Below are 19,715 nucleotides of genomic sequence, written 5' to 3' on the forward strand. Positions count from 1 at the left end.
GTGATACGCCCGCCCTTGCGAAGAACGGCGACCGGCGTCCTCGCCGCCGCCCTGTGCGCGGCGCTGGTGCCCGCCCTGCCGGCCGCCGCGGCCAAGCCGCCCGCCCCGCCGTCGGACGCCAGGCTCGCCGCCGAACCCGCGCGTCACGACCTGACCCGTGAGCAGTTCTACTTCGTCCTGCCCGACCGCTTCGCCAACGGCGACCCGGCCAACGACCGCGGCGGGCTGACCGGTTCGCGCCTGGAGACCGGATACGACCCCGCCGACAAGGGCTTCTACCAGGGCGGCGACCTCAAGGGCCTGACCGGCAAGCTCGACTACATCAAGGGCCTCGGCACCACCGCGATCTGGCTCGCGCCGATCTTCAAGAACAAGCCGGTGCAGGGGGAGGGCAAGGACGCCTCGGCCGGCTACCACGGCTACTGGATCACCGACTTCACCCAGGTCGACCCGCACTTCGGCAGCAACGCCGACCTGGAGACGCTGATCGACAAGGCCCATGGCAAGGGCATGAAGGTCTTCTTCGACGTCATCACCAACCACACCGCCGACACCGTCGACTACGCGGAGAAGACCTACGGCTACCGGCCCCAGGGCGCCTATCCGTATCTCGACCAGGACGGCCGTCCGTTCGACGTCCGCGACCGGACCGCCAAGGCCGGCCTCGACTCCTTCCCGTACACGCCGGCGCCGCGAAACGGTGAGAAGAAGGTCCCGTCCTGGCTCAACGACCCCACGATGTACCACAACCGGGGTGACTCCACCTTCGCCGGCGAGAGCAGCGAGTACGGCGACTTCTCCGGCCTCGACGACCTGTGGACCGAGCGTCCCGAGGTGGTCGACGGGATGGAGAAGATCTACGAGAAGTGGGTCCGCGACTTCGACATCGACGGCTTCCGCATCGACACCGTCAAACACGTCGACCTGGACTTCTGGACCCAGTGGGCGACCGCGCTCGACGCGTACGCGGCGAAGCGCGGCCGGGACGACTTCTTCATGTTCGGCGAGGTCTTCTCGGCGGACACGGAGGTCACCTCGCCGTATGTGACCCGCGGCCGGCTCGACGCGACGCTCGACTTCCCGTTCCAGGACGCGGCGCGCGCGTACGCCTCGCAGGGCGCGCCCGCCGGACGGCTCGGGTCGGTCTTCGGCGACGACTACCGCTACAGCACCGACCGGGCCAACGCCTATGAGCAGGTGACCTTCCTCGGCAACCACGACATGGGCCGTATCGGCACCTTCGTCCGGCAGGACAACCCGGACGCCGGGGACACCGAGCTGGTCGGGCGGGCCCGCCTCGCCAACGAGCTGATGTTCCTGTCCCGCGGCAACCCGGTCGTCTACTACGGCGACGAGCAGGGCTTCACGGGCGCCGGCGGCGACAAGGACGCCCGCCAGACCCTCTTCGCCTCCCGGACGGCCGACTATCTCGACGACGACCAGCTGGGCACGGACCGCACGCACGCCTCCGACGCGTACGACCCGTCGCATCCGCTGTACCGGTCGATCGCCGCGCTCTCCACGCTCACCAAGGAGCATCCGGCGCTGCGTGACGGCGTCCAGACCGAGCGGTACGCGAAGGATTCCGTCTACGCCTTCTCCCGTACGGACGCGAAGACGCGCTCCGAGTACGTCGTCGCCGTGAACAACGCCACCGGCGAGAAGACCGTGGAGATCCCGGCGGGATCGGCCGCAGGCACCGACTTCCGTACGCTGTACGGCGGTTCGGGTACGGTACGCGCGAGCGCCGACGGGACCGTCAAGGTGACCGTCCCCGCACTGTCCTCGCTGGTGCTGAAGGCGGCGAAGCCGCTGGCCCCGCCCGCCGCCAAGCCCTCGATCGTCCTGAAGGCCCCGGCGGCCGGCGCCACCGGCACCGTAGAGCTCTCCGCGCAGGTCACCGGCGGTCAGCTGAACCGGGTCGTCTTCGCCGCCCAGACCGGCAACGGCCCGTGGCGGACCCTCGGCACCGCGGACCACGCCCCGTACAAGGTCACCCAGTACCTCGACGAGAAGCTGTCCGCCGGAACCGCCCTGCGGTACAAGGCGGTCGTCGTGGACAGCGCGGGCCGCACCGCGAGCGCCCTCGCCTCGACCACCACGGGCCAGGCCCCGCCGCCCGAGAAGCCGTCGGCCGTCGAGCGTGACTACGCGGTCGTCCACTACAAGCGCCCGGCCGGCGACTACGACGGCTGGCAGCTGCGCTCCGGCGAGCTGACCGCGCCCTTCACCGGGCGGGACGCCTACGGCGCCTTCGCCTGGGTCAAGGTCCCCGACGGCGCGTCGGCCGTCCCGTACACCGTCGGGAAGGACGGCGCCACCGACGGTCCCGAGCGGACCGTCGACCTCGCGAAGACCGGAGAGGTCTGGATCGAGGAGGGCTGGGACGGACAGACCGACCAGGCACCCGACGGCGCGTACCCGCCGCAGGACACCACCAAGGCCGTCCTCCACTACCAGCGGGCCGACGGCGACTACGACGGCTGGGGCCTGCACACCTGGACCGGCGCCAAGGAGCCGACCGACTGGGCGAAGCCGCTGCCGCCGGTGAAGGAGGACGCCTACGGGGTGACCTTCGAGGTGCCGCTCGCCGAAGGCGCCACCTCGCTCAGCTACATCCTGCACAAGGGCGACGAGAAGGATCTCCCGACCGACCGGTCGCTGGACCTCGCGACCTACGGCAACGAGGTGTGGCTGCTGGCCGGGCAGCCCACGTACCTGCTGCCGCAGACCGGTTCCGGACCGGTCCTGGACCTGGCGAAGGCCGAGGCCCAGTGGCTCGACGCGGACACCGTCGTCTGGAAGGTGAAGGCGACCGCCGCGACCAGCCAGCAGCTGGTGTACGCCCGTGACGGCGGTATCACGGTCGAGGACGGCGCGCTCTCCGACGAGGGCCAGTGGCTTCGGCTGAACCCCTCGGCCCTGACCGACGCGCAGAAGGCCGCGTACCCCCATCTGAAGGACTACCCGGCCTTCACCGTGGACGTACGGGACCGGGACAGGGTCCGTGAGTCGCTGTCCGGCCAGCTGATCGCCACCCAGCGGGCCGCGAACGGCGCGCTGCTCGCGGCGACCGGCGTACAGACGCCGGGCGTCCTCGACGATCTGTACAGCGCGCGGGCGGTCGAGGCCGACCTCGGCCCGGTGTTCGCACAGGGCCGCCCGACGCTCTCCCTGTGGGCACCGACCGCCCAGCGGGTCGACCTCGAACTCGACGGCCGTACCGTCGCCATGAAGCGCGACCCCGCCTCGGGCGTCTGGTCGGTCAGCGGCCCGAAGAGCTGGGCGGGCAAGCCGTACCGCTACGCCGTCAAGGTCTGGGCGCCGAGCGTCCAGAAGGTCGTCACCAACAAGGTCACCGACCCGTACTCGACCGCGCTCACCACCGGCTCGGCCCGCAGCCTGGTCGTCGACCTCGCCGATCCGAAGCTGGCGCCCGCGGGATGGTCCGCGCTCAAGAAGCCCGCGGCCGTCCCGCTGCGCGACGCGCAGATCCAGGAGCTGCACATCCGCGACTTCTCGATCGCGGACCCCACGTCCGGCCACCCGGGCCGCTACGCGGCCTTCACGGACACCGGCTCCGACGGGATGAAGCAGCTGCGCGCGCTCGCCGCGTCCGGCACGTCGTACGTCCATCTCCTCCCGGCCTTCGACATCGGGACCATCCCGGAGCGCGCGTCCGAACAGGAGACGCCCGCGTGTGACCTGAAGGTGTACGCGCCCGACTCGCCGGAGCAGCAGGCCTGCGTCGCGAAGAGCGCCGCGAAGGACGCGTACAACTGGGGCTACGACCCGCTGCACTACACCGTGCCCGAGGGCTCGTACGCCTCCGACCCGGAAGGGACGCGCCGTACGGTCGAGTTCCGGCAGATGGTGGGGTCGCTCAACGGCACCGGGCTGCGCACGGTCATGGACGTCGTCTACAACCACACCGTGGCGAGCGGCCAGGACGACAAGTCCGTCCTCGACCGGATCGTGCCCGGCTACTACCAGCGGCTGCTGGAGGACGGCACCGTCGCCACCTCCACCTGCTGCGCCAACACCGCGCCCGAGAACGCCATGATGGGCAAGCTCGTCGTCGACTCGGTCGTCACCTGGGCGCGCGAGTACAAGGTCGACGGCTTCCGCTTCGACCTGATGGGCCACCACCCCAAAGCCAACATCCTCGCCGTACGGAAGGCGCTGGACGCGCTGACCGTGGCCAAGGACGGCGTCAACGGCAAGGAGATCGTCCTCTACGGCGAGGGGTGGAACTTCGGCGAGATCGCCGACGACGCCCGCTTCGTCCAGGCCACCCAGAAGCACATGGCCGGCACCGGCATCGCGACCTTCTCCGACCGGGCCCGCGACGCCGTGCGCGGTGGCAGCCCCTTCGACGAGGACCCGGGGGTCCAGGGCTTCGCCTCCGGCCTCTACACCGACCCCAACTCCTCACCGGCCAACGGCACCCCGGCCGAGCAGAAGGCCCGGCTGCTGCACTACCAGGACCTGATCAAGGTGGGTCTGACCGGCAACCTCGCCGGATACTCCTTCACCGACACCTCCGGCCGTACGGCCCGCGGCTCGGAGATCGACTACAACGGCGCACCGGCCGGCTACGCCGACGTCCCCGGCGACGCCCTCGCCTACGCCGACGCCCACGACAACGAGACCCTCTACGACACGCTCGCCTTCAAGCTGCCGCCCTCGGTGACGGCCGCGGACCGGGCCAGGATGCAGGTCCTCGCGATGGCGACCGCCACGCTCTCCCAGGGCCCGGCGCTCTCCCAGGCCGGGTCGGACCTGCTGCGCTCCAAGTCCCTCGACCGCAACTCGTACGACAGCGGTGACTGGTTCAACGCGATCCACTGGGACTGCCGGGACGGCAACGGCTTCGGCCGGGGGCTGCCGCCCGCGGCCGACAACGAGGACAAGTGGCCCTTCGCCGCGTCCCTGCTGGGCAAGCCGGCGCTGACCGTGGGCTGCCCGGAGATCACCGGTGCCTCCGCCGCGTACCAGGACCTCCAGCGGATCCGCTCCACGGAGCGGGCCTTCAGCCTCACCTCCACGGAGGCGGTCCAGTCCGCGCTGGCCTTCCCGCTCTCCGGTCCCGACGAGACACCGGGAGTCATCACCATGCGGCTCGGCGAGCTCGTGGTGGTCTTCAACGCGACCCCGCGGGCGCAGAGCCAGCGGGTGACCGGGCTCGCCGGACAGCCGTACGCGCTGCACCCGGTCCAGGCCGGGGGAGCGGACCGTACGGTCAAGGAATCGGCATACGAAAGGAGTTCGGGAACCTTCACGGTGCCCGCGCGGACCGTTGCGGTTTTCGCGGCGCGTCAGTGAGCCGAACTGACCGGACAAGAACCACTTCCGGTCGTTTGTGACTGTTTCCCACCATGGGGGTCAGGACTGAACCTCACCTGGTCCAGACTGTCCCCGTGGTGGGGAACCTTCCCGAAGAAACGACCAGCTTCGTAGGACGCGGGACCGAACTGGTCCGTCTCGAACGCGCGCTCACAGAGCACAGGCTGATCACCCTGACCGGCAGCGGCGGCGTCGGCAAGAGCCGGCTGGCGCTGCGCGCCGCCGGCCGGGGCGCCGCGTCGCGCGGGCGCTACCCCGACGGGGTCTGGTGGGCCGACCTCTCCTCGCTCTACGACGACCGGCTGCTGCTCGCCACCGTCTCCGACGCCGTCGGGCTCTCCGACTACTTCCTGCGCATGCCCATCGAGGCGCTCTGCGAATGGCTCGCGGACCGGCGGCTGCTGCTCGTCCTCGACTCCTGCGAGCGGATGGTGCCCGCCTGCGGCCATCTCGTCGGCGAACTGCTCACCGCCGCCCCCGGGCTCACCGTCCTCACCACCAGCAGACAGCCCCTCGGCGCCAAGGGCGAACACCTCCTGGACGTACCGCCGCTGCCGCTGGAAGGCGACGAGGACGCCCTCCAGCTCTTCCGCGACCGCGCCGCCGACGCGGCGCCCCAGGTGTCCCTGGACGATCCGGGGACCGCCGCGGCCGCCGTCCAGATCTGCCGCCGGCTCGAAGGCATCCCGCTCGCCGTCGAACTCGCCTGCGCCCGGCTCGACGAGAACTCCGTCGAGCAGATCGCCGACCTGCTCACCTTCCGGCTCGACCTGCTCACCAACGAGAACGCCTGGCCCGTGCGCCACCGCGCCCTGCGCACCGCCATCGGCTGGAGCCACGAGCTGTGCGCCCCCCTGGAACGCCTGCTGTGGGCCAGGCTCTCCGTCTTCCGCGGCGACATCGACCCGGTCGACGCGCGGGCCGTCTGCGCCGGCGGCCCCCTCACCACCGACGACATCGGTACGGCCCTGGCCGGACTCGTCGCCCAGTCCGTGGTGCGGCTGGACGGCACCCGCTACCGGATGCTCGACACCATCCGGGAGTACGGCGCCATGTGGCTGGCGGAACTGGGCGAGGAACGGCTGTTCACCGACCGGCACGCCGCCTACTTCGCCGAGCTCGCCCGGCAGGCCCACGACGCGTGGCTGGGGCCCGCGCAGGTCGCCTGGTACCGGCGGATCGCCGACACCCACGCCGACCTGTGCGCCGCCCTCAACCACCTGCTCGCCGAAGACCCGGAAGCGGCCGTGCGCATGGCGGGCCGGGTGGGCTTCTTCTGGTTCTGCTGCGGCCATCTGCACGAGGCGCGGATCTATCTGGAACGCGCGCTGGACGCCGACCGCACCGCGGGACCGCACCGCACCCGCGCCCTCTGGGCCCTCGGCATGACCGTCGTGCTCCAGGGCGACCACGAGACCGCCCACCGGCTCGGCGAGCGGTGCGGCCTGGCCGCCTGGCACGAGCAGGACCCCGAGGCCATGCTCTCCGCGGCCTATCTCCTCGGCATCACCTATCTGATGATGAGCCGCCCGCAGGCCGCCCTCACCGTGGCCGAGCGCGCCCTGCTCGCCCTGCCGGGCGAGCCCTTCGGCTCCCCCTCACGGCTGCGCTGCCGGCTGATCCGTATCTTCGCGCTCACCGCGACCGGCAAGCTCGACGAGGCGGGCGCGGAGGCCGCGGACCTGCGCAGGCTCTGCCTGGACCACGACGAGTACTGGACCCGCTCCTACGCCGACTACCAGCTCGCGCTGGTGCGTCTGCTGCAGGACCGTCCGTACGAGGCGGAGGCGCACGCCCGCTCGATGATCGGCGCCAAGCAACTGCTGGGCGACAGCTTCGGCATCGCGCTCGGCCTCGACCTGCTGGCGGCCGCCATCGCCGCCCAGGGCGACGGCGAACGGGCCGCGCACGCCTACGGCACCGGTCAGGCGTACTGGCGCATGGTCGGCCACCCGCAGCGCGGTACCCCGGAGCTCGCGCCGGTCCGCGCCGAGTGCGAACGGCGGGCCCGCGCGGCGGCCGGCAATCTCGCCTACGACGACGCGTTCCACCGCGGCCTGGTCGACGACGGCGAGAGCGGGCTCGCCCGCGCGCTCCGGGGGCATCTGCCGTCGGAGACCTGAACGTGACTGTGTGAACCGGCCCGTGCGGGAAAACCTGGTAGGTATGACGTCCACCGACGTGAAACCCGAAGAGAGCCGGAAGCGGACGCGCGCGTCGCGTCTGTCCCGGTGGAGCACACTGCCCATCGCACTCCTCGTCGTGGCCGCGCTGCTCTTCCTCGGCAGCCGCCTCGACCTGCTGCCCGGGTTCGGCGACCTGTTCGGCGAGGAGACACAGGACCGTACGGGACCGACCCTGCTCACATCCATCCAGGACCTGGACCGGTACGAGGCGGCCTCCGGCAACTTCCAGGTCGTCGTCGACCTGGAGAAGGACGCCAAGTACCTGCCGGACGCGATCCGCGGCACCCGGACCCTCTACGTGGGCGCCGGCACCGTCGGCTCCTACGTGGACTTCAGCGGGATCGGCAAGGACAACGTCCAGGTCAACGAGGCCCGCACCACCGCGACGATCCGGCTGCCGCACGCCCAGCTGGGCAAGCCCGCGCTCGACGCGGACCGTTCGTACGCGGTCTCCAAGGAACGGGGGCTGCTCGACCGGCTCGGCGATCTCTTCTCCGACAACCCGGCGGACGAGCGGGCCGTGAACCGGCTGGCCGCGCGGCACATCGGAGACGCCGCGAAGGACAGCGAACTCACCGCGCGCGCCGAGAAGAACACCACCGCCATGCTCCAGGGCCTGCTGCGGTCCCTCGGCTTCACCTCGATCACGGTGGTCTACGCCTGACCGGGCAGCCCCGTACCTGAGAGGCGGTCTCCGGGCGTGTCCGTTACGCTCCCGGTCCATGAGCGCATCTGACCAGGACGAAGCCGTGGACACGCCGATACCGGAGCCCGAACCGGAGGCGGAGCGCACCGGCCTGACCCCACGTCAGGCCCGGGCCGCCCGGGTCGCGCTCGCGTCGGTGCTGCTGGCGGCGCTGGCGGTGCTGCTGGCGGTACGTCTGGCGCAGCGGACGTCGGTCCTGGTGGTCGGGGTCTACGGGCTCGCGATGATCCTGTGCGGCGTGGTGATCGAACTGAGCCGTCACGGGCGCACCCGCCTGGGCACCTGGCTGCTGGGCGCGGGCCTGGTGGCCGCGCTGGGAGCGGACTGGCTCCTGCTGCCGTAACAGGGTCGCGCCCACGGGGTCAGGGGGCCGGTGCGGGCCCCCGGCCACCCGCACCCCTGCCGTTACCGCAGTACGCCCAGCTGGGAGCCGTCTGACACGCGGCCCCACAGCTCCGCCCGCGCCCCGCGCTTCGCCCGTACCGCCAGGACGTTGCCCGCCGCCTCCCCCCGTACCCCTCCCGACGTCACCAGCGCGCGGAACTGTGAGCTGCCCGCCGCCAGCACGTACCACCGGCCGCCCCGCGACTTCCACAGCACACCCGCCAGCACCCGCGGATCCCTGACACCGCACGCCGGTGAGTCTTCCGCCCGCGCCGCTACGGCCCCCGGGGCCGCCGGCCGCCGGGACGGCGCCTGGAACTGCGCGAGCACCCGGCTGCCCCTGCCCCGCCAGGTCTCCGCGCGGGTGCACAGCCAGTTGGCGGTGCCGTTGGCCTCCGGCAGTGGCTGGCGCGCGTACTGCCAGGAGTTCACGGACCGTACGCCGTGCGAGCGCACCGCCGGCAGCAGACAGGCCGTCCTGGCCCACGTCGCCCGGTCCGCCGCGCTCGTCACATCCAGCGGCGCCGACGGCGGCCCGGACGTCAGCCGCGCCGGGATCAGCTCGCCGAGGTCGCTGAGCAGCCGATCCGTGGATCCGTCGCGTACGGACAGCGTGTTCCAGGACCGGCAGCCGCGGGCCGTCGCCGGGCTGGCCAGCGGATCGGTCACCCCGTCCGCGTCGCGGCGCAGCGGCCGCGCGGACCCTGCCGGGTCGAGCAGGTCGCGTACGGACGTACGGCGCACCCACGGCGCCGTCAGATAGCGGACGTTGCCGCCCGAGCGGCCGGCGACCAGCGCGCCCGAGGCCGCGCCGTCCGCGCCGTCGGCCCGCGCGAAGTCGAGGGCCGCCTCGCCGCCGTCCTCGGACTCCGCGTACCGCACGACCCGCAGTCCGTCGTGGAAGAGCACCACCCGCGCCCCGTCGACCGTGCCCGCGTACAGCAGCTGCGGCGATCCCATCGGCGGACCCGACGGGGTGGTGGGGGTCGCCGAGACCCGTACGGAGGCGCCGGGCCTGGCCCAGACCGCCAGCGCCCGGCGCAGCAGGCCGCGATCCTCGGCCAGCGCGCCGCGCGTGGGCCAGACGGAGAAGTCCGTACGGGTCGAGATCTGCCACGCGGCGGGCGCGATCCGCCGCACCTTGGCCGGGTCGAGGGCCGATTGGGCCGCGGCGTTACGGGTGTACGCGGGCGCCGCCGCACCGTCGGGGCCCCAGCCGCCGCCGGGCAGCGCGAGGAGCGCCCCGCAGACGAGTGCCGCCGCGCCGGCGGCGAGCGCGGCCCGCACACGCCGCCGGCGGCGGGCCAGATCGGTGGGCCTGGCCTGCAACGAGCAGGGATCGAACTCGGGTGAGAGCAGCAGCGCGGCGGCGTCCGCCGTCCCGGCGCCGGCCGCCTCGGCGAGCGCCGTATCCACGTCGTCGGCTCCCGCCGCGCCGAGCACCTGCCGTACCTCCGCGTCCGTCAGCCGGTCGAGAGCGCGCAGGGCGAACGCCGCGCGCGCCGCGCCGGAGAGGGCGGACAGCCGCTGTTCCAGGGCGAGTTCGTCCGCCCCGCCCGCGCGCGGGAACAGCCGCAGTCCCCATACGTGCGGCAGCAGCGGCGGCAGCTGGGCGCGCCTGGGCCGGGCCCATCGGAGCGGCGTGCGCCCGGCGTCCAGCGCCTGGCGCAGCACCCGCCCGCGCAGACAGGCGTACAGGGGGTCCTGCGCGGCCCCCTCGATACGGCGCGGCGCGGGGATCCCCGGGGCGTCGCCCGTCGTCCGGCCGCGCGGCAGCGAGCGCTGCGCCAGCGCGTGCGCGGTCAGGACGCGCCGCTGGCGGCCGAGTGACGGCGGCAGGACGAGATAGGCGATCCGTACGAGACGGGGGTAGTGCTCGACGAGGGCCGCCTCGGCCTGTTCGACGCCGACGAGCGCGGGAGCGGAACCGGGGGACACGGGAGCGGTGACGTCTTCGTGTGGGCGCACGTCCAGCAGAACGAGCGGATGGTCCGATGGTCACCCCGGTCCTGCCGTTCCCCGGCGCGACGGGGTGCTCACGGGGCACGATGGCCGCATGCGTACGGAGCGACCCCGAGTGGTACTTGCAGTCCTGGCCCTGGCCCTGATCGCGGGCTGTGGCGCGAACGACGACGAGGCCCCCGAGGTGCCGAAGACGGCAACCGGGAGCCTCGAAGAGATCGCCTCGCGGGCGGCGTGCGAGCCGGACCTGCAGACCGACGCGACGGAGCTGCGGCAGGCCAACTGCACGACGGACGACGGGAAGTACGTGCTGGCCACCTTCGCCACCGACCGCGGCCTCCGCGAGTGGATCAACGAGGCCAATGACTACGGCGGTTCGTATCTCGTCGGCAGGAAGTGGGTCGCGGTCGGCGACGCGAAGGTGGTCGCGGCGCTGCGCGGCCGGCTCGGTGGGACGGTGGAGACCGGCTCGTCCCGCCACCACTCGGGGGTCAGTGGTGGCGGCGGGGGGAACGAGAGTCACTCAGGTCACCACACGAGCTGACCGCGCAGGCTAGGTCCTGTCTGACACAGAGCGCCGTCCGCCCGCAGGGCGGGGCTCGTGAGCCAGGCGGGATGTGTCAGACAGGGGCTAGGGTCAGCGGCACTTGCGTCCGCTGTTGATGCAGCTCACCACCCGGTTCATCAGACGCTGGTCGAAGACGTTGATGAAGTCACCGTGGTCGGTGACGGGCTTGTGCAGCTGCTCGGGGAAGGAGTCCACGGCGAACCCGGGCCCCGGCGGCACGTCGTACACAATGCGCTGCTGGAGCTGCGGAATCGCCCGGAATCCGTTCTGGCACCGGCCGTTCTTATCGGCGAACGCCACATGGGTGCGGTGGTTGGCGCTGTCGGTGTTCCGGCCGTCCCAGCAGCTCTGGAAATTGAAGGTACGGACCACCTTGCTGCCCTCGGGGCAGATCGGGTATTTGTCCTTGAGCTGGCGGTTCTCGAATCCGGTGCAGCTCCATGAGGCATTGGCGTTGGCGTCGCCGTTGACGAATGCCTTGGCGTCACCGGTGATGACGCGCAGGAAGCGCGGCATCGCGGTGACCCGGGAAACCGGGCTGCCGACGAATTTCAATGTGACCTGGGCCGGAGTCTGGATCTCTCCGACATTGCCTTCCTTGCCGCCGCCGTCCGCATTGGCGTCCGCCTCGGCCTGTCCGTTCTGGAGACGGAGCACCGGCCAGTAGTAGGTCGACTTGTCACCCTGATTGCGGCAGCTGCTCTCTCCGTTGGCGAGAGCGTCGTCGCTGGCGAACGCGTCATTGGCCTGATTGCCGACGTAATCGTGCATATGGTGAGCGCCATTGCTCACACCTGGGGCGACGATGACATTGTCCGAATTGAACTTTCCGGCCTCGTTCCGCCCGCAATCGGTGGTGAACGCGCCTCTCGACGCGCCGCGGCGCGGCCGGGGCTGCTTGGTGTTCGGCTGGACGGTCGTGATGTCGACGAAGTCGGCGGCCTCAGGGCCGTTGCCGCCCTGACCGCCGGCCTGGTCATCGCCTTGGCCGTCACCCTGGTCATCGCCCTGGTCACCGCCCTGGCCGTCACCTTGGCCGTCACCCTGGCCCTGGTCCTGGCCGTCGTTCTGGCCCGGATCCTGGCCCTGGCCCTGGCCGCTGTCGTCGGCCCGCAAGGTGCACGGCGCGAGCGCCTCAAGGCCCTGCGGCGGCTCCCCGACCCGGCCGATCGCGAGGGCGATCCGGTCGAGGGCGGCCAGCCGCTTGTCCTTCAGCGGATTGAGAATGGCATTGTCGGCGAATGCGGGATCCCGCTCGATCTGCGCCTTCTGATCGGCGAACTGCTGGTACGCGTCCGTGATCTGGCCGTCGATCGCCGCCAGCTCCCGGTCGACCTCCGCGCGCGCCGCTTCCGGCACGTCCGTGAGTTCGTTCGCCACATCCGGACAGTCAATGGTCGACATCTGCTGCCCGGCATTCTCGGTCTGCTGCTGCGGAGGCTTGCCGGCCGAGCCTTCACCCGCGGATGCGTACACATTGACCGCTACCAGCCCGCCCCCGCCCAGGAGCAAGGCAGCCGAGGCGGCAATCGCCCGGTTTGCCAGTGTGGAACGTTTTCTCGATGCGCGTGCCATGGAACTCCTCAAGCTTCGTCGCCGTGAACAGGGAAATCTCGGCAGGGGGTGAAGCGAAGCGCTCCGTTGCATACGGACGTGCCGCGCGGCCTGTTCAGCCGTCGCGGGAATTCATGAAGAACTCGCTCAACAAACCGGGCGGATATACCCATTGCGGGGTGAGCCGCGTCCGTGGGGACCGGACCTACCGGCCGCGGTCCAGATAGGCGAGCACCGCCAGCACCCGGCGGTTGTCGTCGTCCGACACCGGCAGGCCCAGCTTCCCGAAGATGTTCGAGGTGTGCTTGGCCACCGCCCGTTCCGTGACCACGAGCTGGCCGGCGATGGCGGCATTGGACCTGCCCTGTGCCATCAGCTCCATGACCTCGCGCTCCCGTGGCGTCAGACCGCCGATCGGCTTGTCCTGGGCCCGGCGGGAGAGCAGCTGCGCGATCACCTGGGGATCCATCGCCGTGCCGCCCGCCGCGACCCTCCGTACCGCGTCGATGAACTGGTCCGCGTCGAAGACCCGGTCCTTCAGCAGATAGCCGATTCCGCCGTTGCCGTCCGCCAGCAGCTCGCGCGCGTACAACTGCTCGACGTGCTGGGACAGGACGAGGACCGGCAGACCGGGCCGGGCACGCCGCGCGGCGAGCGCGCACTGCAGGCCCTCGTCCGTGTGGGACGGCGGGAGCCGGACGTCGACGACGGCGACGTCCGGCTCCAAGTCGGCCAGGGCCCTGGTCAGTTCGGGCCCGCTCTCCACCGCCGCCAGGATCTCGAAGTCGTACGCCTCGAGCATCCGGACCAGACCGTCGCGCAGCAGGAAGAGATCTTCGGCTAGGACAACTCGCAAGGAATCTCCATGGTCACCATGGTGGGACCGCCGGCGGGGCTGCTGACGGCCAGGATGCCGTCGAATGTACCGAGCCGGCGCTCCAGTCCGCTCAGTCCGGAGCCGGTTCCGATCGCCGCGCCACCGCCGCCGTTGTCGGTGACCGCGACCCGCAGCATCCCCTCGGCGTACGAGAGATCGACCCAGATCCGGTCCGCGGCGGCGTGCTTCACCGCGTTGGCCAGCGCCTCACTGATCGCGAAGTACGCGGCCGACTCGACCGGGGCGCCGGCCCGGCCGGGCAGCTCGACATCGACCTCGGTCTCCACCGGCAGCCGTAGCGCCAGCGCCTTCACCGCGTCCCCGAGACCGCGCTCGGCGAGCACCGGCGGATGGATGCCGCGTACCAGGTCGCGCAGTTCCGTCAGCGCCTCCTTGGAGGACTGGCGGGCCTTGCCGATCAGCTCCTTGGCCCTGGCCGGGTCCTTCTCGATGAGCGCCTCGATGGTGGACAGGTCCATGCCCACGGCGACCAGCCGGGCCTGCGCCCCGTCGTGCAGATCGCGCTCGATGCGGCGCAGTTCGGCCGCCGAGGTGTCCACGGCGTCGTGCCGGGACTCGGTGAGCCGCTCGATCCGCAGGGCCAGCTCCTGGTCATGGCCCGGCGCCAGCAGCGTCCTGGCCAGGGTGAAGTGCAGCCGCAGCAGGTCCGCGTTGTAACGCAGACCGAGCGCGAACAGCACCAGGCCGAGGGCCGCCGCGGCGAGTCCGGTCAGCTGGCTGGAGACCGGGACGAACGCGTACCAGTACCGGTCGTCCGTGAACACCCGCCACAGCCCCGCGGCCAGCACGAAACCCTCCACCGCGTAGAGGAGCAGGCCGCAGGAGAAGATGGCGGTGATGAAGCCCGCGGTCATGTCGGCCAGCAGCCAGCCCAGATCACGCCAGGTCGCCGGGTCCTTCAGCAGCAGGGAGCAGCGCTCCACCTGCCCGGTGATCCCGCCGCGCAGGTCCGGCGGGAAGGCGCGGTACGGGACGGGGATCCGTACGCCCGACCACTTCGCGGCCAGCAGCCTGCGCTGATTGGCGTGCGCCCTGACCGCCGTCAGTACGGCCGGGGTGGTGAGGACACCGACACCCAGCAGGATGAGGCAGATCGAGACCACCGCCACCACGAACAGCGTGATCGATCCGGCCAGCGAGATGACCGACAGCGCCAGTCCCTGTCCGACCGCCTCCAGCGAACGTCGCGTCCTCGTCTTCATGGTGGTCTCTCCCCTTCGCCGGCCGGGACGGCCCCCGACGGCCCGACCTCCGGGCACGGCCCTCAGTCTGGCCGGACCCGCCCCGCGCCGGCAGCCGGGTCGCCCCCCGGCCGGTGGTGTAGCCAGCACCACCCCCGATCAGGGGCTTTGACGGCTGGGGCGGGCGGCCTCCGGTTTCTAGCGTCGTAGCTGACACATCCGTTGCTCAACTCTGCTTACCACTGGGGGCGAAACGCCATGAGGAAGAACCTCGCGGCACGAATCGGCGTGTGGAGCGCGCACCACCGCAAGACCGCGATCATCGGCTGGCTGCTGTTCGTCGTGCTGACGGCGGGCGTCGGCGGCGCCTCGGGCATGGTCGAGATGTCCGCCTCCGAGCAGGGCGCGGGTGAGTCGGCGAAGGCCGAGAAGATCCTCGACGACGCCGGGATCGAACATCCGGCCGGGGAGCTGCTCATGATCAGCGGCCGGACCGCGGGCGGCTGGGAGAACGCGGCCCGCGACGTGACCGAGGGCCTGCGCGGGACGGGCGAGACGCAGAAGATCGACAAGCCGCTCGCCTCGGCCGACGGCAGGAGCGCGCTGATCCGCTTCGAGATCAAGGGCGATCCGACGACCGCGCCCGACCGGGTGCAGCCCGTCCTCGACGCCGTACGGGACGCCGGAAAGACCCACCAGGACGTGCGGTTCTACCAGTTCGGCGACGCCAGCTCGGGCAAGTGGCTCGGCGATCTGCTGGCCGACGACCTGAAGAAGGCCGAGCTCACGGCAGTACCCCTGGCACTGGGCATCCTGCTGGTCGCCTTCGGGGCCGTGGTCGCCGCGCTGCTGCCCGTCGGGCTCGCGCTCACCGCGTGCATGGCCGCCTTCGGACTGCTGTCCCTCGCCAGCCATCAGCTGCATCTCTTCCAGACCACGTACTCCGTGATGTTCCTGATGGGGCTCGCCGTCGGTGTCGACTACTGCCTGTTCTATCTGCGGCGCGAGCGCGACGAGCGCGCTGCGGGACGTGACGCCGAGACCGCGCTGCGCATCGCGGCGGCGACCAGCGGCCGGGCCGTGCTGGTCTCCGGGGTGACGGTGATGGTCGCGATGGCCGGGATGTTCCTGTCCGGGCTGATGCTTTTCAAGGGCTTCGCCCTCGCCACGATTCTGGTCGTCTTCATCGCGATGCTCGGCTCCGTGACCGTCCTGCCCGCGCTGCTCGCCTGGCTGGGTGACCGTATCGACGCCGGACGGGTGCCGTTCCTGAACCGCCGGAAGAAGAAGGGGGCGCGGGAGACCGGCGCGGTGGCGGGTGCGCTGCTGGCGCCCGTACTGGCCAGGCCGAAGCTCTTCGCGGTGGCGGCGGTCGCGGTGCTGCTGGCGCTGGCCGCGCCGGCGCTCGGCATGAAGACGGAAGAGCTTGGGCTGGAGAAGCAGTTCGGCTCGGACTCCTCGCTGTCCGTCGCGTACCGGAACATCACCACGGCCTTCCCCGGCGGACCCGCTCCTGCCCGGGTGGTCGTGAAGGCCGACGACATCGGGTCCGCCGCGGTCCGGGAGGCGCTGGCGGAGTTCGACACGGTGACCGTGCACCCGGCGCGGAACATCGCGGAGATCGAGGTGCCGCTCGCCGGGAACGGCAGCGACGCGCGGTCGAAGGCGGCCCTGGCGGAGCTGCGGGACGAGCGGGTGCCCGCCGTCTTCGGTGACACCGGCGCGGAGGTCCATGTCACCGGTGCGCTCGCCGGGTCCGTCGACTTCAACGACCAGCTGAAGCGCGGCATCGTCCCGGTGTTCGTCTTCATCACCGTGGTGACCTTCCTGCTGATGCTGTTCTGCTTCCGGTCGTACGTCATCGCCGTCACCGCGATCGTGCTGAACCTGCTGTCCGTGGTGGCCGCGTACGGCGTCATGGTCGCGGTCTTCCAGCACGGCTGGGGCGCGGAGCTGATCGGCTCCGAGGGGGTCGGCGCGATCGAGAGCTGGATGCCGCTGTTCGTGCTGGTGGTGCTGTTCGGACTGTCGATGGACTACCACGTGTTCGTGGTGTCCCGGATCCGGGAGGCCCACGACCGGGGCCTGGACACCCGGTCCGCGATCCGTGAGGGGATCCGCGGCACGGCGGGCGCGGTGACGGGCGCCGCCGCGATCATGGTCGCCGTCTTCGCGGTCTTCGGGACGCTGTCCATGCAGGACATGCAGCAGATGGGCGTGGGGCTCGCGGTGGCCGTGCTGCTGGACGCGACGCTCGTACGGATGGTGCTGCTGCCCTCCGTGATGGCGCTGCTGGGGGAGCGGAACTGGCGTACGCCGAAGGGGCTCCGGTGGCTGCCGGAGTCCGGACACGGCGAGCAGGACGGGGCGGCGGACGCGCCGGAGGGCCCGCGGCACGCGGCCCCGGTGAGCTGATCTGCCGAGCTGATCCGCCGAGCTGATCCGCCGAGCAGTCGGCCCGGGCGTCCTACGGGGGGCGTCCGGGCCGACTCGTGCGCGGGGCCGATTGTCAGTGGCTCCTGGCACGATCAGGGGCAACGGGATGAAGAACGATCAGGGGGCTGCAATGGGGACCTGGGACACCGGCCACTTCGACAACGACACCGCGGCGGACTTCTCCGCCGACCTGGACGAGGCGACCGAGGAGCGGCGTACGGAGATCGTGCGCGAGGCGCTGCTCGGCGCGATCGGCGCCGACGGCTATCTGGACAGTGACGAAGGAGTGGTGGCCGTCGCGGCGGCCGCGCTGGTCGCCGCGCAGTGCCCCGGGGGCCCGCCCGTGGAGACGGTGTACGGCCCCGACGAGCCGCTGCCGCGGTTTCCCGTGGAGCTGAGGGCCCTCGCGGTCCGGGCCCTGGACCGGGTCGTCGCGGACAAGTCCGAGCTTCGCGATCTCTGGGTCGACGCGGACGGTGAGAACGGCCTCTGGCATCAGGGCGTCGCCGAACTGCGCCAGGCCCTGGCACCGGCGATACCCGGGGTGGTCCTGGAAGGTCACTGACCCGGCGTCACCGGTCAGTGCGCCACCCGGCCCGGCGCACTGACCAGCCGTCACTGACCGGCGTCACTGCCCCGGTGTCACCGGCCCCGCGTCACCGGCTCAGCACCTTGGCTTCCAGCTCCGGTGCCAGACCCACCGGCGGCCGGTCCGGGCGCTGCGGAGCCTCGCCACCGATCGAGAGGAGCCAGGCCCAGGTGTCAGCCACCGTCCGGGCCACGGGGCGGCACCGCAGCCCGGCCGCCAGGGCCTTGGAGACATCTCCGCGGTGCATGGCGGCGTGCAGCTCGCCCGGCGGCAGCCAGACCGGCAGGTCCGTCCAGGGCTCGATCCCCGCGTCGAGGATCGGCTCCGGGGCGGTCCAGCGCAGCTCGGCGCCGGAGCCGGTGACCCGTACGCACGCCTCCAGCAGTTCCCCCATGGTGGTGTGCCCGGCCGGGCTGACCAGGTTGTACGCGCCGCCCAGACCGTCCCGCACCGCGTCCAGGGTCCATTCGGCGAGATCGCGCGCGTCGATGTACTGCAACGGGTTGTCGCGCGGCCCGGGGGCCAGCACAGGACCGCCCCTCGCGATCCGGCCCAGCCACCATGGCAGCCGGCCGATGTTCTCGCCGGGGCCGAGGATCAGGCCCGCGCGTACGAGCAGCGCCCGGTCCCCGAAGACCGCCTCGGCGGCCAGCTCGCCGCCCCGCTTGTCCAGGGGGTACGAGATCTGCCCGGCCTCCGCCGACGCGCCCTCCACCAGCGGGCCGTCCTCCGGGAGTCCGGCCGGGCTGGGATACCTGTACACCGACCGGCTGGAGATGTACGCGTACCGCCCGGCCCGGTCCGCCAGCAGCCGCGCCGCCGCGTGCACCGCGGCCGGCGCGGCCGACCAGGTGTCGACCACCGCGTCCCACTCGCCGTCGGCGAGGGCCGCCAGACCGTCCGGGGCGGTGCGGTCACCGAGCAGAGAGGTCACACCCGCAGGGGCTTCGTGCCGTCCGCGGTGGAAGACGGTCACCTGCCAACCGCGGGCGAGCGCCGCCTCCGTGACAGCGCGGCCCACGAATTCCGTACCACCGAGAATCAGGAGTCTCATGAAGCCGACTCTGCCCCGAGGCCGACGACAAGGACAGCCGAATTCGCTGCCAGGGGAATCGTGTGCTTTTGGCATCTGCCGCGGGCACCTGCCGGGATGGCAGCATATGCGGACCATGACAAATGCCCGGTCGCCGATGCGCGCCCTACGGGCCGCGGCCTTCGCGGCGGTATGCGTGACACTGGCGGCGGTGGGGCATTCGTTCACATCCGGGCATGAGATCCCGCCCGGCGCGCTGCTGGCGGCTTTCGGCGTGACCGGCGGCGTCGCCTGGCTCGCGAGCGGGCGGCGGCGCGGCGTGCGCTCCATCGGCGCCGGACTGCTCACCGTCCAGGGCGCCCTGCATCTGCTCTTCGCGGGGGCGCCGCCGTACGGACTGTCCGCCGCCCCGCACGACCCCCATGCCGCCGGCGGTACGGCCATGAGCATGGGCTCCGGTATGAGCATGGACCCGGGCGCCGGGCCCGAGGGGGAGCCGGCCGCGCTGGCCGCCCTCGTCGACGGGCCGGCCGCGATGGCCGCCGCGCACCTCCTCGCCGCCGCCGTCTGCGCGCTCTGGCTGGCCCGGGGCGAGGCCGCGCTGTTCCGGCTCACGCACGCCCTCGGCGCCCTGGCCTTCACCCCGCTGCGGCTGCTGCTCACCCCGGTCGGGCTGCCCGCGGCGCCCCGGCTCGTACGGCCCGTGCCCGGCGCCCCCGCCCCGCACCGCTTCCGTGGCGTTGTCCTCGCGCACAGCCTGTCGCGACGGGGCCCGCCCGCGCCCCGTACCTCTCACGCCACGGCTCCGGGAGCCACCGTCACCATCACTGTCTGACCGTTGGCAGGCCCGGGGCCCCTTTCCCCATGCCGAC

At 71.9% G+C, this 19,715-nt stretch carries 13 protein-coding genes; 8 read left to right on the forward strand and 5 right to left on the reverse strand.

The genetic code is table 11. The features are described 5' to 3' along the window. The 4 genes from pulA (at position 1) to ACZ6MZ_RS26855 (ending at position 8,581) form a co-directional block, all read left to right on the forward strand. Positions 1 to 5,325, forward strand: a complete 5,325-nt coding sequence (gene pulA, locus ACZ6MZ_RS26840; RefSeq protein WP_469354858.1) for a pullulanase-type alpha-1,6-glucosidase — start codon at positions 1 to 3, stop codon at positions 5,323 to 5,325. Positions 5,326 to 5,423: 98 nt separating this feature from the next. Further along, a complete protein-coding gene (locus ACZ6MZ_RS26845; RefSeq protein WP_389791532.1) occupies positions 5,424 to 7,469 on the forward strand; it encodes an ATP-binding protein in 2,046 nt (681 codons plus the stop codon). A gap of 43 nt (positions 7,470 to 7,512) precedes the next feature. Continuing rightward, positions 7,513 to 8,196, forward strand: coding sequence for a DUF4230 domain-containing protein (locus tag ACZ6MZ_RS26850; protein WP_389791476.1), 684 nt, complete (start codon positions 7,513 to 7,515; stop codon positions 8,194 to 8,196). A 58-nt stretch (positions 8,197 to 8,254) separates the two neighbouring features. Continuing rightward, complete coding sequence (locus ACZ6MZ_RS26855) at positions 8,255 to 8,581, forward strand: hypothetical protein (protein ID WP_384188628.1); 327 nt, start codon at positions 8,255 to 8,257, stop codon at positions 8,579 to 8,581. A gap of 62 nt (positions 8,582 to 8,643) precedes the next feature. On the opposite strand, the gene ACZ6MZ_RS26860 is transcribed toward ACZ6MZ_RS26855, so the two are convergent. Then, a complete protein-coding gene (locus tag ACZ6MZ_RS26860) occupies positions 8,644 to 10,590 on the reverse strand; it encodes a hypothetical protein (RefSeq protein WP_469354861.1) in 1,947 nt (648 codons plus the stop codon). A gap of 88 nt (positions 10,591 to 10,678) precedes the next feature. On the opposite strand from ACZ6MZ_RS26860, the gene ACZ6MZ_RS26865 reads away from it, so the two are divergent. After that, entirely contained in the window at positions 10,679 to 11,128 is a 450-nt protein-coding gene (locus ACZ6MZ_RS26865; protein WP_389791481.1) for a hypothetical protein, read from the forward strand. Between the two features lie 93 nt (positions 11,129 to 11,221). Here the strand turns inward: ACZ6MZ_RS26865 and ACZ6MZ_RS26870 are convergent, their stop codons facing one another. From ACZ6MZ_RS26870 to ACZ6MZ_RS26880, 3 genes are all read right to left on the reverse strand, one after another. Then, a complete protein-coding gene (locus ACZ6MZ_RS26870; protein WP_469354863.1) occupies positions 11,222 to 12,727 on the reverse strand; it encodes a DUF1996 domain-containing protein in 1,506 nt (501 codons plus the stop codon). 184 nt (positions 12,728 to 12,911) lie between these two features. After that, a complete protein-coding gene (locus tag ACZ6MZ_RS26875) occupies positions 12,912 to 13,562 on the reverse strand; it encodes a LuxR C-terminal-related transcriptional regulator (RefSeq protein WP_389791485.1) in 651 nt (216 codons plus the stop codon). Next, on the reverse strand, positions 13,547 to 14,806 hold the full coding sequence (locus tag ACZ6MZ_RS26880; RefSeq protein ID WP_469354865.1) for a sensor histidine kinase: 1,260 nt from the start codon (positions 14,804 to 14,806) through the stop codon (positions 13,547 to 13,549). Before ACZ6MZ_RS26880 ends, ACZ6MZ_RS26875 begins: the two co-directional genes overlap by 16 nt. Before the next feature lie 237 nt (positions 14,807 to 15,043). On the opposite strand from ACZ6MZ_RS26880, the gene ACZ6MZ_RS26885 reads away from it, so the two are divergent. Then, positions 15,044 to 17,200 carry an MMPL family transporter gene (locus tag ACZ6MZ_RS26885; protein WP_469354867.1) on the forward strand — a complete coding sequence of 719 codons (2,157 nt, stop codon included), beginning with the start codon at positions 15,044 to 15,046 and terminating at the stop codon, positions 17,198 to 17,200. Between the two features lie 151 nt (positions 17,201 to 17,351). Further along, the gene (locus ACZ6MZ_RS26890) at positions 17,352 to 17,786 is read left to right on the forward strand and encodes a DUF4259 domain-containing protein (RefSeq protein ID WP_384188637.1); all 435 of its coding nucleotides are present in this window, start codon (positions 17,352 to 17,354) and stop codon (positions 17,784 to 17,786) included. 91 nt (positions 17,787 to 17,877) lie between these two features. Here the strand turns inward: ACZ6MZ_RS26890 and ACZ6MZ_RS26895 are convergent, their stop codons facing one another. Continuing rightward, the gene (locus tag ACZ6MZ_RS26895) at positions 17,878 to 18,864 is read right to left on the reverse strand and encodes an NAD-dependent epimerase/dehydratase family protein (RefSeq protein WP_469354869.1); all 987 of its coding nucleotides are present in this window, start codon (positions 18,862 to 18,864) and stop codon (positions 17,878 to 17,880) included. 115 nt (positions 18,865 to 18,979) lie between these two features. On the opposite strand from ACZ6MZ_RS26895, the gene ACZ6MZ_RS26900 reads away from it, so the two are divergent. Further along, positions 18,980 to 19,678 carry a hypothetical protein gene (locus ACZ6MZ_RS26900; RefSeq protein WP_469354871.1) on the forward strand — a complete coding sequence of 233 codons (699 nt, stop codon included), beginning with the start codon at positions 18,980 to 18,982 and terminating at the stop codon, positions 19,676 to 19,678. Positions 19,679 to 19,715: the final 37 nt, after the last annotated feature.

The organism is Streptomyces sp. NPDC042201 (assembly GCF_055582185.1).